15 protein-coding genes are annotated in these 15,806 nt (G+C 53.4%); 12 read left to right on the top strand and 3 right to left on the bottom strand.

The genetic code is table 11. From position 1 onward, the window contains the following. The 8 genes from ACP5SG_RS03910 to ACP5SG_RS03875 form a co-directional block, all read left to right on the top strand. Window positions 1-1,505 (top strand): helicase-related protein (locus ACP5SG_RS03910; protein WP_428122140.1); only part of this gene is annotated, 1,505 nt, incomplete at its 5' end. After that, the gene (pglZ, locus tag ACP5SG_RS03905; RefSeq protein ID WP_428122136.1) at window positions 1,498-3,528 is read left to right on the top strand and encodes a BREX-3 system phosphatase PglZ; all 2,031 of its coding nucleotides are present in this window, start codon (window positions 1,498-1,500) and stop codon (window positions 3,526-3,528) included. The genes ACP5SG_RS03910 and pglZ, both read left to right, overlap by 8 nt. Continuing rightward, window positions 3,525-4,358, top strand: a complete 834-nt coding sequence (locus ACP5SG_RS03900; RefSeq protein WP_237888909.1) for a hypothetical protein — start codon at window positions 3,525-3,527, stop codon at window positions 4,356-4,358. Before pglZ ends, ACP5SG_RS03900 begins: the two co-directional genes overlap by 4 nt. A gap of 338 nt (window positions 4,359-4,696) precedes the next feature. Then, a complete protein-coding gene (locus ACP5SG_RS03895; protein WP_237888907.1) occupies window positions 4,697-5,857 on the top strand; it encodes an FprA family A-type flavoprotein in 1,161 nt (386 codons plus the stop codon). Between the two features lie 175 nt (window positions 5,858-6,032). Next, complete coding sequence (locus ACP5SG_RS03890; protein ID WP_237889813.1) at window positions 6,033-6,164, top strand: hypothetical protein; 132 nt, start codon at window positions 6,033-6,035, stop codon at window positions 6,162-6,164. A gap of 106 nt (window positions 6,165-6,270) precedes the next feature. Beyond that, the gene (locus ACP5SG_RS03885; protein WP_428122131.1) at window positions 6,271-6,720 is read left to right on the top strand and encodes a hemerythrin domain-containing protein; all 450 of its coding nucleotides are present in this window, start codon (window positions 6,271-6,273) and stop codon (window positions 6,718-6,720) included. Next, window positions 6,698-6,835, top strand: coding sequence for a hypothetical protein (locus tag ACP5SG_RS03880; RefSeq protein ID WP_428122128.1), 138 nt, complete (start codon window positions 6,698-6,700; stop codon window positions 6,833-6,835). Before ACP5SG_RS03885 ends, ACP5SG_RS03880 begins: the two co-directional genes overlap by 23 nt. 89 nt (window positions 6,836-6,924) lie before the next feature. Beyond that, window positions 6,925-7,167, top strand: coding sequence for a ferredoxin (locus ACP5SG_RS03875; RefSeq protein ID WP_330873310.1), 243 nt, complete (start codon window positions 6,925-6,927; stop codon window positions 7,165-7,167). Between the two features lie 26 nt (window positions 7,168-7,193). Here the strand turns inward: ACP5SG_RS03875 and ACP5SG_RS03870 are convergent, their stop codons facing one another. The 3 genes from ACP5SG_RS03870 to ACP5SG_RS03860 all read right to left on the bottom strand — a co-directional run bounded on the left by ACP5SG_RS03870 (window position 7,194) and on the right by ACP5SG_RS03860 (window position 10,164). Beyond that, window positions 7,194-8,513: an endonuclease Q family protein gene (locus ACP5SG_RS03870; protein WP_424661747.1), complete on the bottom strand. Its 1,320-nt coding sequence runs from the start codon at window positions 8,511-8,513 to the stop codon at window positions 7,194-7,196. Next, window positions 8,510-9,307, bottom strand: a complete 798-nt coding sequence (locus tag ACP5SG_RS03865; protein WP_237888904.1) for a MinD/ParA family protein — start codon at window positions 9,305-9,307, stop codon at window positions 8,510-8,512. The genes ACP5SG_RS03870 and ACP5SG_RS03865 overlap by 4 nt, the downstream gene beginning before the upstream one ends. 161 nt (window positions 9,308-9,468) lie before the next feature. Then, a complete protein-coding gene (locus tag ACP5SG_RS03860; RefSeq protein WP_428122122.1) occupies window positions 9,469-10,164 on the bottom strand; it encodes a GGDEF domain-containing protein in 696 nt (231 codons plus the stop codon). A gap of 201 nt (window positions 10,165-10,365) precedes the next feature. Between ACP5SG_RS03860 and ACP5SG_RS03855 the strand changes: the two genes are divergently transcribed. From ACP5SG_RS03855 to ACP5SG_RS03840, 4 genes are all read left to right on the top strand, one after another. After that, a complete protein-coding gene (locus tag ACP5SG_RS03855; protein WP_237888902.1) occupies window positions 10,366-11,169 on the top strand; it encodes a hypothetical protein in 804 nt (267 codons plus the stop codon). 73 nt (window positions 11,170-11,242) lie between these two features. Next, the gene (locus tag ACP5SG_RS03850; RefSeq protein ID WP_428122119.1) at window positions 11,243-12,190 is read left to right on the top strand and encodes a peptidylprolyl isomerase; all 948 of its coding nucleotides are present in this window, start codon (window positions 11,243-11,245) and stop codon (window positions 12,188-12,190) included. Window positions 12,191-12,260: 70 nt separating this feature from the next. After that, window positions 12,261-14,243: an ATP-dependent zinc metalloprotease FtsH gene (gene ftsH / locus ACP5SG_RS03845; RefSeq protein ID WP_428122116.1), complete on the top strand. Its 1,983-nt coding sequence runs from the start codon at window positions 12,261-12,263 to the stop codon at window positions 14,241-14,243. Further along, window positions 14,233-15,747 (top strand): DegQ family serine endoprotease, encoded by a 1,515-nt coding sequence (locus ACP5SG_RS03840; RefSeq protein ID WP_424661622.1) that lies wholly within the window; start codon window positions 14,233-14,235, stop codon window positions 15,745-15,747. The genes ftsH and ACP5SG_RS03840 overlap by 11 nt, the downstream gene beginning before the upstream one ends. The last annotated feature ends 59 nt before the right edge of the window (window positions 15,748-15,806 follow it).

Here is a 15,806-nt window from a genome sequence, read left to right as displayed (position 1 = left end):
CCGCGCTGAAAAACGAACGGGCCGAGGTGAAGCGGCTCCTGGAGGCGGCCATTCACTGTGAGCAAAAGGGACCGGATGCCAAGGCCGAGGCTCTCTTGGACTGGATCTACCGCCTCCAGGCCGAGGAAGGTGACCCGGACCTTAAGATATTGGTCTTTACCGAGTTTGTGCCGACCCAGGAAATGCTGCGCGAATTCTTGACCGAGCGCGGTTTCCAGGTGGTCTGCCTTAATGGCTCCATGGACATGGAAGAGCGGAAAAGGGTCCAGGAGGCCTTTGCCAATGAGGCGCGTATCCTCATTTCCACGGAGGCTGGCGGTGAGGGTCTCAACCTCCAATTCTGTCATGTGGTCATCAACTACGACATCCCCTGGAACCCGATGCGGCTAGAACAACGCATCGGTCGGGTGGATCGCATCGGTCAGACGCATACGGTACGCGCGGTCAACTTCGTCTTCGAAGATTCGGTTGAACATCGCGTTCTCCAGGTGCTGGAGGAGAAGCTGGCCATCATCTTCAAAGAGTTCGGCATCGATAAGACGGGTGATGTGCTCGACTCGGCCCAGGCGGGACAGATCTTTGATGACTTGTATATGGAGGCTATTCTCAATCCCGATGCAGTGGCGACGAAGGTCGACCAGGCTGTCAGGAGCATCCAGGAACAGGCTCGGGCTGTGCGCGAGAGCGCCTCTGTGCTTGGGTCAACCGAGGACCTGAACCCGGTTGAGGCCCAGCGGTTACAGGCCCATCCGCTTCCGTATTGGGTCGAACGGATGACGATGAGTTATCTCCGAGCTCACGGCGGTAAAGCGGAAAAGAAGCACGATGCCTGGAATCTAACCTGGCCTGACGGCGCAATAATGACCGGCGTCGTCTTTACCGGCAAGGAGGCGGAAAAGGGGCGGGCCGTCCGTCACGTGACCTTGGAAGACCCCAAGGTCCGTGGCCTGACCATGCGGCTTTCCCGGTTCGTTCCGGGGCAACCGGTACCGGTCATCACCCTCCCTGAACTGGCCGCGGAGATCACAGGCCTCTGGTCGCTCTGGCGGGTCTCCATCGCCACTGCCGATTGGGCCCGCCGCCGGATTATGCCCCTTTTCCTGTCTGACGACGGCCGGGTATTCCTACCGACTGCCCGGCACATTTGGGATCGCCTCTTGACCACCGCACCGGTCATCCTCCGTCATCTGGATGGCGAGACAGCGCAGCAGGCCTTCGAGCGGCTCCGGAAGGTGGCAGAAGGACAGGGGCAGACGATCTACGAGGAACTGATCCAGGCGCACCGGGCCCGCCTGGCGCGGGAACAGGAAAAAGGCGAGTATGCCTTCGCTGTGCGCCGCCGGGCCATCGAGCGCATCGGCTTGCCCCAGGTTCGCCACCATCGCTTGCGTCTTTTGGAACAAGAGGAACAGCGCTTCAGGAAAGAACTCCAGCGGCGGGCGAAGGTCATGCCGGAGCTGGTGCCCTTGCTGCTCGTTCGTGTGGAAGGTGGAAGGCATGAGTAGCTGGCGTGATCAGATCCTCAAAGAATTTACACCTCAGGTCGCCCGGCTGACCCTGGTCGCAGACCCCGACGGCCTGCTCCTGGAAGAGGGTGTGCTTGAGGGTATACGGGAACGGGGTTTTGAGCTGATCCCCTTTGATGATCACGTTGCCTTTCGCTATGCTTACGAATCCAGGTTTCGCTCCCGGTGGGACCATGGTGAAGAGACCGATCTGGTAGTGGTGTTGCGGTCGCCGTCGAGCGACCTCGCTGCTTTGCCCTACGACCTGTTACAGGCTGGCCGCCAACTCTCTTTCAACCTGGGCGATCTCTTCCCCAACCTCAGCTATCCCGTCGTCGCGGCCCTTGACCGGGCCGATCTGGATGCGTTATACGAGGCACAGACTAGGTATGCGCCGGGTCCGCTGGGTGATAATGCCACGAAGGAATTTGTCTTGCGCCACGTCTTCGAGATCGCACCAGAACTTATTAGAAAACCGTCGGACCTACTTAAGGTTCTCCTACGTCGCCATTACCGTCGGCAACGCATCCCGGCCATTCTCGATGAACGCCTGATCCAGGTACTCCGTTTGTCAGGCCTGTTTGATGACTGGCCGCTGGAGAGGATTGTCCCGGATCGCGAGGCCTTCTTTGCCTTCCTCCAGGAGCGTTGGCCGGCCTTCCTGGATCGCTGGGTGGCGCGGGAGGATGCATTCCATGAGGATACCCCTGGGTATGGCCTTGAGTTTTCAGGGCCGACGGACCTGCCCTTTGACCATGACGACGTCCGCGTCTATCTCGATAACCTCTTCTTTGATGGAATTCTCCAACCGGTTCCCCATCCCAGCGCGGAATCTCTCGCCAAAAGTTGGGTGAGCGTGGGTATTGTCCATTCAAAAACCCTGGACCGCCGGCGGCGCATAAAAGGGCTTTTGGACTCGGTTGAGAACACCATTCCTCAAAACGATGCCCGCCATTCGGACTGGTTTTCCTTTGCCTACCGGTGGGCGGAGCTCGTCGCCCTGGGGTTGGAGTCAGACGATGAGACGCCCGAAGGAGAGGAAGACCGGCAGCGCGTGGAAACTTTAAGACCTCAGATCGATTCTGCACTTGCCACCTGGGTGCTGAAGCGCTATGCCGGCCTCATCAGCCTGCCGCCTGTACCTCCAGCGATGCTCCATCACATCCCGCGGTTTCTCGTCCGCAGCTTGATGGACGACCCGCGGGCCAAAGTGGCCTTTCTCCTGGTGGACGGGCTTTCCTTGGATCAGTGGGTTATCCTGCGCACGGTCTTGGGGGAACAGGATGCTCGGCTGCGCTTTCACGAGAGTGCCGTTTTCGCCTGGATTCCCACCATCACCTCGGTTTCCCGGCAGGCGGCCTTTGCGGGGAAACCGCCGCTCTATTTCCCGGCGAGCATCCATACCACCGATAAGGAGCCGGTACTGTGGACCCAATTCTGGGTGGATCAGGGGCTGAAGCAGCATGAGGTGGCTTATGCCAAAGGTCCGGGCGACCTGTCTGCCGGCCAGACAGGCGGGGATCCGGACCGGATCTCCGACCTGCTGGCCGATACCCGGCTGCGCGTCGTCGGCCTGGTCGTCGATAAAGTCGATAAGATCATGCACGGCATGGAATTGGGCACGGCCGGCATGCACAACCAGGTTCGGCAATGGGCCAGGCAGGGCTTCTTGCGGCACCTTCTTGAACTTCTTTTAGACAGAGGGTTTCTCGTCTACCTGGCCTCGGATCACGGCAACATCGAGGCGACAGGCTGCGGACGGCCTGCGGAAGGGGCGGTGGCCGACCTCCGTGGCGAACGCGTCCGTGTTTACTCCGATCCGCAGCTTCGGGGTGAGGTTAAGAAACGTTTTCCGAACGCCCTGGAATGGCCACCCCTCGGTTTGCCCGTGGATTACCTACCGCTCGTCGCACCCGACCGCGCCGCCTTTGTCCGGGAAGCGGAACGTCTCGTGGGCCATGGGGGCATCAGTGTCGAGGAATTGCTCGTACCGTTTATCCAAATAGACAGGAGAGACCGATGATCACACGCAGCACTCAGATCGGCTTTAGCCAGCGCGTCCGCCTGGAGTGGTTGGAGAGGACGGCCAACCTGGTGCTGGCTGGGAACGACAAGGAATCGATTTACAGCGCCCTCCAGGAGCTGCTCCACGACAAGCTCTCCGTGGGAGGGAATGCCGAACGTGGCAATAGAGAAAAGGTTATAACTATCCTGATGAAGATCTGGGTAAATCCCTCGGTCGGCTTGCGTCCCCTCCAGAGCGATGGGCTGAAGCTTCTTTCCAGCCTGCCACGGGAGGACCATATCGTTGTTCACTGGGGCATGACCATGGCGGTTTATCCCTTCTGGGGGGCGGTCGCGGCCATTGTTGGCCGGCTGCTCCGGCTCCAGGGAACGGCCAGCCACGCCCAAGTGCGCCGACGCGTGATGGAACAATATGGCCAACGCCCTACGGTCAAAGATTCTGTCCGCCGGGTCCTGCGCTCCATGGTTGATTGGGGCGTCTTGCGAGACGCGAAGACGCAGGACGCTCGACGCGCCGACGGCACCTACGTGCCGGGACGTTCACTCGCCATCACCCAGGTCGAGCTTATTGCCTGGTTGGTCGAGGCCTTCTTGCACGCTCACCCCAATGGCTCTGTGGCCCTAGAAACGTTCCTCGATTCCACGAGCCTGTTCCCGTTCCGCCTCAAGCCTGTTTCAGCGGCTCATCTGGTCGCGGTCTCCAGGCGGCTCGATGTGTTGCGACACGGCCTTGACCAGGACTTGATCATGCTCCGCACGCCTGTCTGCTGTGACGCTCGCGGCGCAGGCAGAGAACGCCTGCCAGCGACGAAGGGAGGCGGATCATGAGCTTTCGCTTCTGGAGACGAATTAGGATCGCACCGGGCATGATCCTCACAAATCGGCAGGAGAGCCGATTTAGACGGCCGCAGGCCGCCCCGAAGGGCGCGCGCGAGCCAGGGACGGCGAGCGTCAACGTCTCCCGGAAGGTTGTGTGGTTGGCCGAAGGTATCGAGAATGAGACGCCGTCTACACCGCTCTGCTGCTTTACAAGGCCAGGGCCTTGCATGGTTTCGGGCCCCTGGACGCGGCGCGTGTGCCGTTGATATTTTGTCGTGAATATCTATCGTAAGAGACATAGACCTTGACCAGATAAGGAGAATTCAACATGTTGAGAAGGCAAATACGTGAGGGGGGTGTTTTGGCTGGGCGCTGTTGACTGGGACAGACGCCTTTTTGACTCTCTCATCCCGCTTCCAGAGGGCACGAGCTACAATGCCTACCTGATTCAAGGGAGCGAAAAAAACGCCTTGCTGGACACTGTCGATCCGCCGATGGCTGATGAACTGATGGCGCAACTGACGGATGTGGACAAGATCGACCTTGTTGTCTCTCATCACGCCGAGCAGGACCACTCGGGCACTATTCCTCGTGTTCTTGAGCGGTTCCCGGAAGCAAAGGTTGTTGTGACGCCCAAGGCCAAAGGAATGCTCATGGACCTCTTGAATATCCCTGAAAATGCCTTTATCACCGTCGAAGACGGCGAAAGGTTATCCCTCGGAGGCAAGACGCTCAGGTTCATACATACTCCTTGGGTGCATTGGCCCGAAACCATGGTGACCTACCTGGAAGAAGATCGCATCCTTTTCAGCTGTGATTTTTTCGGTTCACATATCGCAACAACTGATCTTTTCGTGACCGACCGAGGGCGTGTTTACGAGGCTGCCAAACGATACTTTGCCGAAATCATGATGCCCTTCCGGAGTATGATCGAGAAAAATGTCAAGAAACTCGAAGGGTACGACATCCAGATGATCGCCCCAAGCCATGGCCAGATCTACGATGACCCATCCTGGATCATGGATGCCTACCGAGAATGGACAGTGGCACCTCCCCGCAACTTGGTTGCGTTCTCTTTTGTGTCCATGCACGGCAGTACTCGAAAGATGGTCGATCACCTGGTGTCCAGGCTGGTGGAGAACGGGGTACGTGTGGAACTGTTCAACTTGGCCGTTGCTGACATAGGAAAGCTGGCCATGGTGCTTGTGGATGCGGCGACAATCGTCATCGGAGTTCCTACGGTCCTGGCCGGCCCCCATCCCCTGGCGCTCTATGCCACGTTTCTCGCCAACGCCCTGCGGCCGAAGGCGGAATTTGTCTCTATTATAGGATCATACGGATGGGGAGGAAAAACGGTTGAAATACTGGCGGGGATGATCCCAAACCTGAAGGTGGAGGTGCTCGAACCCGTTTTGTGTAAAGGACTGCCTAAAGACTCCGACTACACCGCCCTCACCCGTCTTGCCGATACAATAGCCCAAAAGCACAAAGAACGCGGTTTAGTGTAAGGTAAATCCATGAATGCGGTTTTTCACTACCCGTCGAACTGACCTCATGACTTATACCACGTACTGAAACGGAGAAGTTCGTGGCGCAGCTGGTTGTTCGAATCAAACGCGTCTATGACCGGTGGAGGAGGAAGACGGGATACGGATCCTGGTGGACCGAGTATGGCCTCGGGGTATGAGCAAGGAGCGACTGCACGCGGATTACTGGATGAAAGATGCGGCACCGAGTGCAGCTCTCCGGAAATTAAATCTTCGGTATCTTTCCGAGTTGGATGATAAGCCAGATATAATTCAATACTGGAATTAGCGGCAACCGGATCGGTGTTGGCCTTTTTCTGCACGAGATAATGTCACTCGCGCATAAAAAGGCGGGGTCGAAGGGTGGTTGAATCCCTAAACGAAAGGAGATACGTATGGACGCTATAAATGACCTTAAGAAGGAACACGAAGGAATACGGCTCATGCTGCAGGTGCTACAAGCTGTATCAAGGAAACTTGGCCGCGGTGAACGGATCAATGCCCAACACCTTGGTGGCATCATGGAGTTTCTCTCGATCTTTGTGGATAAATGCCACCATGGGAAAGAAGAAGAATTTCTCTTTCCGGCCTTGGAAGCAAGCGGCATTCCAAGGGAGGGCGGTCCGATAGGTGCCATGCTTGCTGAGCATGACCAAGGCCGCAGGATCGTTTCGGAACTCCGCGACGCCGTAAAAAGCTATAATTCGGGGGACAAATCCGCCGCAGACAGCATCAAGGAGCCGTATCGACGCCTATGTAGAACTGCTGACACAACATATAGAAAAGGAAAACACCGTCCTTTTTGTAATGGCGGACGCGAGATTGGATACAGCCAAAGACAGTGAGCTCGTCAAGGCATTCGAACGACTTGAAAATGAACGCATCGGAGCGGGAAAACACGAAGAGTTTCATGAATTTTTGCATGAATTGGACCATGAGTACTTGGGCTGGGGGGGGTAGACGGCAATGGGAAACATGCAACGTGGAACAGTGGGGAATAATAACCCACGCTTGCATCTAGGATTGATTTAAGAGCGGAGGAAGAGAATGTGAGCAAAAAGATTTACATTGATACGGAAGAATGTCTTGGTTGCCAAAGTTGTGTTGAACCTTGCCCCGATGTGTTTGGCTTCGATGATGGGGCAGAAAAGGCTTTTGTCATAATCGCCGAGGGAGGACCGGAAGTATTGATGAGGCCATTGAGTCATGCCCAGCAGGGTATATCCATGTGTAAAAAACAGGCTTTTTGTTTTGCATCGAATGATACGGCTGAACCAACGTATTCAATGTAAGAATACGGTCAACGGGCATCCTCGGGTCAAAAGAGGTCTTTTTGTATGCAACGCCGCTCATTGATCGACGGCCCGCCCTGATCAATAGCATCATCATCGTCATCGTCCAAAGAGAGACTGATCCTGCCATAGACGCCGTCATAACCAGGAGTTATATGCACATCACCCCTTCTCATCTTCATTATCCCCTTAAGTATCCGCTCAGGGACAAAAGATTTGAGCTCTTCCACCTCCTTCCATAAAAGTATATCCATTTCTGTCCCACCGATCTGTATGAGACGCCTATATTCTTTTCGCACAAAACCGGTTACGCTTTTTACCCCAAAGGCATCCGCTATGATCTCCTCTAGGGGGATTAGATGCACGCACGGCCTAGCTGAATCAGGGACAAAACCCTCCGGCCTGTCCGCCAGGGATTCGACCCTGTAAAGGACGCCAAGGGTCAGCGGGCCGCCGCAGACAGGGCAGATGCCGCTCGCGGCCCGACTTTCATCAGGACTGAACCGAACCCTGCAGGTCCTGTGGCCGTCCAGGTGGTATTTGCCTTCCTCAGGAAAAAATTCGATGGTGCCCTCAAGCCCGGACCTCGGGTCTTTTATTGCTAACATAATATCTTTATAGGTAAGCGGGCAGGAAAATACGTTGGACTCGCGACCGAGCCTTGATGGCGAATGGGCATCTGAGTTTGAAAGCAGCGCATATCCATCCAAGGCCGACAGCCGCCAGTTCATAGGTGGATCTGAGGAAAGGCCCGTCTCCAGGCAATGGATATGGCAGCTCTGTTCTTCAAAACACTCCTCTATCGAATCAAAGCCTGACTTTGCCCCAAATACAGAAAACCACGGCGTCCAGACATGGGCCGGGAGGACCAGGCAGTCCGGTGAGGCATCTTTGACTATCCTGACCAGGTCCTTTGCAGAAAAACCGAATATAGGCCTTCCGTCAGAGGCGATATTGCCAAGGAACGAAAAGCGCCTCTGGATATCTTCCGCCACCTCAAAACCTGGTGCAAATATCACAGTGTGTACCCGGCGACTCTTTCCACCTTGTGTAAATATATTCGAGACCTCAGAGGTCAGGATGAAGCGTGTCCCCTCTGGATCATCTTTTAGCACATAGATACCTGGTGTCCCCTCGATAAGCTGTTCTTTAAGTTCGGCAAGATAGCCGGGGTGCGTAAAATCCCCCGTCCCCACAAGGGCCAAGCCCTTTTCCTTTGCGGCCCTATTCATGGCGACCGGCCCCATGTCCTTGCTTGTGGCCCTGCTATAACGGGAATGGACGTGAAAATCTGCAAGAAAGATCGTCCGTTTCGATCTCCACTGCGACCTGAGGTAATTAGTCATCCGGCCCCCTTTTCCGTCCCGGCCGTCCATGAGGCAAGGACAGAGGCTATGGCTCTTATGGCCTTGGCAGCCTTCGAGTCGGGCGCGGTCTCATAAAACGGCCTCTGCTCCTTCACAGCCTTTGCAACAAGACTATCCCTCGGGACATGGCCTACATAATGGGTATTTACCCCCAAAAACCTCTTTATCACCTTAGAAAACCCCTCGTATATCTGAAGTCCTTCGCCCTCGTCCTTTACAAAATTGGAAATGAGATAAAAATCCTGCATGCCGTATTCGCGGTGCAAGACCTTGATAAGTGCATAGGCGTCTGTAAATGAGGTGGGATCCGGGGTAAAGATCACCATATTTTTTTTTGAAAAGGCATTAAACCAGAGCACCGATGGGCCGATACCTGCCGCCGTATCTATGATCACACAATCAAAACCGTGCATCAGCTCATTCAACACATCGCCTATTTGCCTTTGCTCCTCAGGCCCGAGATTTACCATATCGGGCACCCCTGAGCTTGCAGGTAGAACGCCGAGGTCTGGCCTTGGATAGACAATGACGCTCAGCGGGTCTGCAAGCCCGGCCATCACATCCCTGACAGTAACGCGGACCGTCAAGCCCAGCAGCACATCGATATTGGCAAGTCCCAAGTCCCCGTCAACCAGCAGGCACCTTTTCCCTGCTGCCGCCAGGGCGAAGGAGGCGTTTACGGCAAGACTTGTCTTGCCCACCCCACCTTTTCCGCTGCTTATGGAGATAATCACTGGCAGGGTGGTTTCTCTAAGGCCGATCTCTTCGTTCATAATTGTTTTCCCCATCAAAATTTGAATTTATTGCAATTAATAGCAAGGGCCCTGCATTGCTACGGCCCCCCATGCCAAGCCCATGCCGGTCTTGATGTGTAGATCACCATGTGGGAAAGGCTGGCGCCTGCCATGTCACAAACCCGGCGGGGCCATGCCCCTCACACCCCATCTGGCGACTGATCTAACCGACCGTTGTCATGCTTGTTGCAACGCATGAGCGCCTTCTTCTCATCGACACCAAGGGCGGTCTCATTCATAACCTTCCGCATCTCTCTGAAGCATACTCGGTCTCTTCCCTCCCTCTTTGCCGCAAGAAGCATCTCGTCGGCCGATTTTATAAAGGCCTCAGGCGAACTGAATTCATTCGCATGCCCAAAGACCTCTACACCGAAACTTGCAGTAAGGGATATTATAGAACCGTTTACATCAACAGGCGAGACGGCAAGCGCCTGCCTAAGGCGCTGGGCGCTCTTTACCGCCAGATTGAGCCTGGTGCCAGGAAGAACGATCGTGAACTCCTCCCCGCCATAGCGGCAGACTACGTCCATTCGTCTCACGTTTTTTCTCCAGATGCCCGCAGCCGCTCTGAGCGCCGCATTGCCGGCTTCATGGCCGTAAACGTCGTTTATCTTCTTAAAATGATCGAGATCGATCATGATGAGCGCGGTCGGGAGCCCGGTACGAAGCGTGCGCTCCATCTCGATATCCAGGGTTTTTATGAGATAATTGTAATTATAAAGCCCGGTGAGGCCGTCGGTCTCGGATAGGGACCTGAGACGCAGACACTCGTTTTTGAGATTTATAAACTCTTCGAGTATCAAACAATCATCCTTCCCTACAGGGCAACGCATCATAAAAAACCTTCAAATGGTAAAACGGCAAGCCGTTCTTCTTTTTTATCTTACAATAAATTAATATAATCTATTATTGACCAATGGTCACTTAAGGTTTAGCTTATTTTAATATCATTTAATCTATCATCAAAAGGCTGTGGAAGGCTCGAGACAGATTCTGATCTTCGTGGTAATTTTTAATTCCAAAGGTTGTTGAAAGATATGCTGTTTGAAATTGACGCTTTTTTCTCGAACATCCCGGATAAAATAAAAGATCTCTTTGATGGCGGACCGCTGTGGAAGGCGCTTGACCTATTGAAAGGACATATAAGGAGGATTATAAGACCGAACCTACCGGATATAGGTGATATATTTCAGCCCGGCCTTCCACTTGCGTCTCATGTAATCCTGCTTCCAGAGGGCTTCCTGACAGAAGGGTTTGAGATCGTCTGCAACGATGAGACCGCTGGAAGGATCGAGGTCTGGATCGAGGGCGAAAGGGTGCCCAAGGCCTCTCTCATATGCGCCGGCGCAATATTTTCAAACGATCAGGTCCAGCTAGGAAGCGGCGTCGTCATAGAGCCTGGGGTAATGATCAAAGGGCCGACGGTTATAGATGACGGCGTCGAGATCAGGCAGGGGGCGTATATAAGGGGTGATTGCTTTATAGGCAGGGGCTGTATAATCGGCCACACAACAGAGATCAAGCACTCCATCCTGATGGACGGTGCCAAGGCGGGACATTTCGCTTACATAGGCGACAGTATTCTTGGAATGGATGTAAACCTTGGGGCCGGCGTCAAGCTCGCCAATCTTACCTTTTCCAAAGGAAATGTAATCGTAAAGACGGCGGATGGCCCAATTGATACAGGGAGACGCAAGCTTGGGGCCATACTTGGAGACAGCGTCCAGGCAGGCTGCAACAGCGTAACAAACCCTGGAGTGCTTTTAGGCCGCGGGTCGATTATTGCCCCGCTCGCCTCAGTAGCGCCAGGCATCTACAAACCACATTCGGCAATAAGATAATAAATTAAGATAATAGAAGATAGGCTGTTCAAAATTAAATAAAAAACCTAAGGAGCAAAAAATGGGAAAAGACATGTCTTTTAGAACAAAATCATTGCTGTATCTCTTTTTTTTCATGTTGGTGGCGATCGTTTCCGCGGTGCAATATGCAAGCGCGGCGGACAAAAATGCCATACTAGCCGAGGTCGGGCCTTACAAACTCGATGCAAAGACGTTTGAAGAACAAATAAAATCCCTCCCACCCCAGTTGCAGATGATGGTGGCACAGAATCCGCAGGCAAAAGAACAGTTTGTGGAGAGATGGACGCAAATCACGCTCCTGGCTATGAAGGCGCGGGACATGAAGCTGGATCAGGATCCAGAGGTGAAATCGAGGATTGAGGACCTTAAGAACTCCCTTCTGGCCCAAGAGATCATCCGCAAGGAGATCGACAAGGATATACCTGTAAGCGATCAGGAGGCAAAGGAGTTCTATGAAAAAAACAAGGCCGAATTTAGCCAACCGGAGATGATCAAGGCCAGACACATCCTCATAAGACCTCAGGGCAATAGTGAAAAGGCATGGAAAGAAGCCGAGGCAAAGGCAAAGGATATAAAGAAAAAGCTTGAAAAGGGCGCTGACTTCGCGCAGCTTGCAAAACAATACTCGGAAGACCCTGGCACAAAAGATAAGGGTGGAGAGCTAGGCCTATTTCCAAAGGGTCGCATGGTGCCGGAATTTGAAAAGGCCGCCTTTGCCCTCAAGGTAGGCGAAATAAGCGCACCGGTGAAGACGCAGTTTGGATACCACATCATAAAGGTGGAAGAGAAAAAACCCGCTGAAACCAAACCACTAAAAGATGTAATGTCTCAGGTTAAACAGATGGTCAAGATGGAAAAGCAACAGAATGAGCTTGAGAAACTCATTGACCAGATAAAGACCAAATATCCGGTCAAGATACACAAAGACGCCATCTCGGCGCTCCAGGTGGAATCACCTGCACAGACACAGGCGGTGCCGCACCCAACCAAATCCAAATAGTTAGTTAAGAAATTATCCGGAAACGCACCCCTTCTTTCAGGAAGAAACCTGAAAGAAGGGTAAGACATACATGGATAAAGATAGAAAAAAACTCATATTCCACGCCATATACTGGATTATCGGCCTGATTATAATCTTCGGCCTGCCGCATCTGTGGCTCAGTCTTCAGACCGAAGTAATACCTTACGGTCAATTCAAAGATTTGGTCAAACAAGGACGGATATTAAAAATAACTATAGATCAAAGCGAGATAAAAGGCCTGCTTTATAAGGGTCCGGCGGTTGAGCTCCCTGACATAAAAGAGAAATTGAAGAAACTCACCTCCACTGACCAGGCGGGCGATCTCGACACCCTGATGGGCAGGAGGGCCGTTTCATTCCAAGAATTGGCCCAGCAACTAAACAGCAAAATAAATCCGCCTGGACAGGTCATCCTTTTTCGTTCGACAAGGGTTGAAGACCCCAAACTCGTGGAGACGCTGGATCAATATGGGGTGGATTATTCAGGTCTGCAGGAGGGTTTTCTAGGTCAGTTGGTGTGGGGCACGCTCTTGCCGATACTCTTTTGGGTAGGACTGTGGTTTTTACTTATGAGAAGCATGGGAAGACCCGGGGCCGGGCTGCTTTCTATAGGCAAATCCAAGGCGAAGGTCGCCATGGAAAAGGATACAGGCGTAAGGTTTTCAGACGTCGCCGGTTGCGAAGAAGCCAAAGAAGAACTTGCCGAGGTAGTGGAATTTTTAAAAGAGCCCCAGAAATATGAGGCGCTTGGCGCGAAGATCCCAAAGGGCGTGCTGCTTCTTGGTCCGCCTGGTACCGGCAAGACCCTCCTTGCAAAGGCCCTTGCTGGTGAAGCAGGTGTGCCGTTTTACAGTATTTCCGGCTCTGAATTCGTTGAGATGTTCGTAGGAGTCGGGGCCGCAAGGGTAAGAGACCTCTTTTCCCAGGCCAAGACAAATGCGCCGTGTATAATCTTCATAGACGAGATAGACGCCATAGGCAAATTTAGAAGTGCAGGCATGATCGCCGGCGGCCATGAAGAGAGGGAACAGACATTGAACCAACTCCTTGTCGAGATGGATGGCTTCGAACCGAATATTGGCGTAATTCTGCTTGCTGCCACAAACCGTCCAGAGGTACTGGATCCAGCCCTCTTGAGACCAGGGCGTTTTGACAGGCAAGTGGTGCTCGACGCCCCGGATGCAAGGGGTAGAGAGGCCATACTGGAAGTCCATTCCAAAGGGAAGCCCTTGGCGCCGGGTGTAAGCCTTAAGGATATAGCCATGAGGACACCCGGATTTTCCGGGGCCGACCTGGCCAACGTAATGAATGAAGCCGCATTGCTTGCCGCCAGAGAAAAGAACAGCCAGATAACGCAGTCGCATCTTGAAGCTGCGGTTGAAAAGATATTGGCCGGACCGGAACGCAAGAGCAGACATCTTGGCGATAAGGAACGGAGGCGCGTGGCCTATCATGAGGCAGGCCATGCACTTGTGGCGTTTTACTGCCCGAACGCCATGCCTGTTGCCAAGATATCCATAATACCAAGGGGCAGGGCCGCACTTGGCTACACGCTTCAACTACCTGAGGAGGAGCAGTTCCTTATCACAAAAAATGAGATCCTGGACAAGATTTGCGTCTCTCTCGGCGGCAGGGCCGCCGAATCAGAGATACTGGGCGAGATAAGCTCGGGGGCGCAGAATGATCTTGAAATGGCCACTGAGATGGCAAGGGGGATGGTGTGCCGCTTCGGTATGAGCGAAAAGATAGGACCATATGCACTTTCGAGGGAGACCAGTCCGTATCTCCGTCAACAGTTCGCGCCTCAGCAGATAGAGGCAATGGGGCCAGAGCTTGCCTCCGAGGTTGACGGGGAAGTACGCCGCATCCTTGCCGAACAGGACGCCAGGGCTAAAGATATAATAGGGAGGCATAAGGAGATATTGGGAAGAGTGGCTGACAAGCTCCTGGCCCAAGAGGTGATGAGTGCCGAGGAGTTTCTTGTTATTATTGAAAAAAATACCAATGAAACAGGAGGAAAAGATGGATCTTAAAAGACGTCTCAAATCTCAAAATGCGCCCGTAATAATAAGCATATGCATAGCCCTTGTCCTGAGCCTGGGCGTATGGGCGACATCCCACTGTGCCTTCTCGTCCAGCGATATCCGCGGTACGGCCAGCGAGGTCCACAATACAGTCCAACCCGCAGTGGGCCAGGATATCACGACCCTTGCAAGACTCGGCAAGGCATTTGCGTCCATAGCCAAATCAGCCATCCCTGCTGTTGTATCAGTTCAGGTGGAAAAGACACTGAAACAGGAACAGATAACTGAGGAAGACCCGTTCGGATTTTTCAACGACCCATTTTTCCGCAGATTTTTCGGGCCGGAAGGGCCGATGTTTGGGAATCCGCATAAATTCCGCCAGATGGGGCTTGGATCCGGTTTTATCATCAGTCAAGACGGCTACATCCTGACAAACAACCATGTAGTGAGCGGAGCGGATGTCATCAAGGTCAAGCTCTATGACGGCAGGGAATTCAAGGCAAAGGTCATAGGCACCGATCCACAGTCCGACATAGCGGTGATCAAGATCCCGGCAACCAACCTCCCGGTACTCAAGCTCGGCGATTCAGACAAGATCGAGGTAGGCGAATGGGCCATTGCCATAGGGAACCCGTTCGGCTTGAAGGAGACGGTCACGGTCGGTGTCATAAGCGCCAAGGGAAGAGATCGTGTAGGCATAAGCGACTATGAAGACTTCATACAGACAGACGCGGCCATCAACCCAGGTAACTCTGGGGGTCCGCTTTTGAATATATATGGGGAGGTCATAGGCATAAATACCGCCATTTTCTCAAAAAGCGGCGGCTATATGGGCATAGGCTTCGCCATACCCATAAACATGGCTAAGGTCATTAAAGACCAGCTTATAGCCAAGGGCAAGATAACGAGGGGTTGGCTTGGTGTAGTCATCCAAGACGTAACCGAGGATCTCGCCAAGTCTTTCGGTCTCAAAAAGAAAGAGGGTGTATTGGTTGCTGACGTGACCAATGGCTCCCCTGCGGAAAAGGCCGGAATCAAGCGGGAAGATGTCATAATTGAGCTGAACGGGGTGAAGATAAACGATTCCGGCGAACTCAGGAACAAAATAGCCCTCACAGCGCCCGGCACCGTGGTGAAATTGGAGATCGAACGCAATGGCAAAAGGCTTTCAATCCCTGTAACCATAGCGGAACAGCCCCAGGGGATTGCAGCCTCATTAACCCAGCCCAAACTGCTTGAGCGGCTTGGTTTCACGGTACAAGATATCACGCCTGAGATAGCCGAGCAGCTTGGCTACAAAAGGGGTCAAGGCGTTGTCATCTCGGATGTGGAATATGGCTCCATTGCAGCGCAGGTAGGACTCCGCCCTGGCATGCTGATCGAAGAGGTGAACCGTCAACGTGTACATAATGTTGTTGAATTCAACAAGGCCCTGTTGAAACAGAACAAGATGGTCCTCTTGAGGATACGATACGGGCAGATCAGCCAATATATCACGTTGTCCCTAGAGTAAATTCACGGCAGGGGGGTCTCGATGAAAAGAGACCCCCTCTTTTTTTAACAAAAACTACT

This window comes from Dissulfurimicrobium sp. (assembly GCF_049968175.1).
In the GTDB taxonomy this organism is placed as follows: Bacteria; Desulfobacterota; Dissulfuribacteria; order Dissulfuribacterales; family Sh68; genus Dissulfurimicrobium; species Dissulfurimicrobium hydrothermale.
This window is presented reverse-complemented; position numbering and strand designations above follow the sequence as displayed.

Bases quoted from the DNA above. Each gene is read 5' to 3' on its own strand.
- pglZ (WP_428122136.1), top strand. From the start codon at position 1,498: ATGAGTAGCTGGCGTGATCAGATCCTCAAAGAATTTACACCTCAGGTC.
- ACP5SG_RS03900 (WP_237888909.1), top strand. From the start codon at position 3,525: ATGATCACACGCAGCACTCAGATCGGCTTTAGCCAGCGCGTCCGCCTG.
- ACP5SG_RS03890 (WP_237889813.1), top strand. From the start codon at position 6,033: ATGAGCAAGGAGCGACTGCACGCGGATTACTGGATGAAAGATGCGGCA.
- ACP5SG_RS03885 (WP_428122131.1), top strand. From the start codon at position 6,271: ATGGACGCTATAAATGACCTTAAGAAGGAACACGAAGGAATACGGCTC.
- ACP5SG_RS03870 (WP_424661747.1), bottom strand. From the start codon at position 8,513: ATGACTAATTACCTCAGGTCGCAGTGGAGATCGAAACGGACGATCTTT.
- ACP5SG_RS03865 (WP_237888904.1), bottom strand. From the start codon at position 9,307: ATGAACGAAGAGATCGGCCTTAGAGAAACCACCCTGCCAGTGATTATC.
- ACP5SG_RS03860 (WP_428122122.1), bottom strand. From the start codon at position 10,164: ATGATGCGTTGCCCTGTAGGGAAGGATGATTGTTTGATACTCGAAGAG.
- ACP5SG_RS03855 (WP_237888902.1), top strand. From the start codon at position 10,366: ATGCTGTTTGAAATTGACGCTTTTTTCTCGAACATCCCGGATAAAATA.
- ACP5SG_RS03850 (WP_428122119.1), top strand. From the start codon at position 11,243: ATGTCTTTTAGAACAAAATCATTGCTGTATCTCTTTTTTTTCATGTTG.
- ftsH (WP_428122116.1), top strand. From the start codon at position 12,261: ATGGATAAAGATAGAAAAAAACTCATATTCCACGCCATATACTGGATT.
- ACP5SG_RS03840 (WP_424661622.1), top strand. From the start codon at position 14,233: ATGGATCTTAAAAGACGTCTCAAATCTCAAAATGCGCCCGTAATAATA.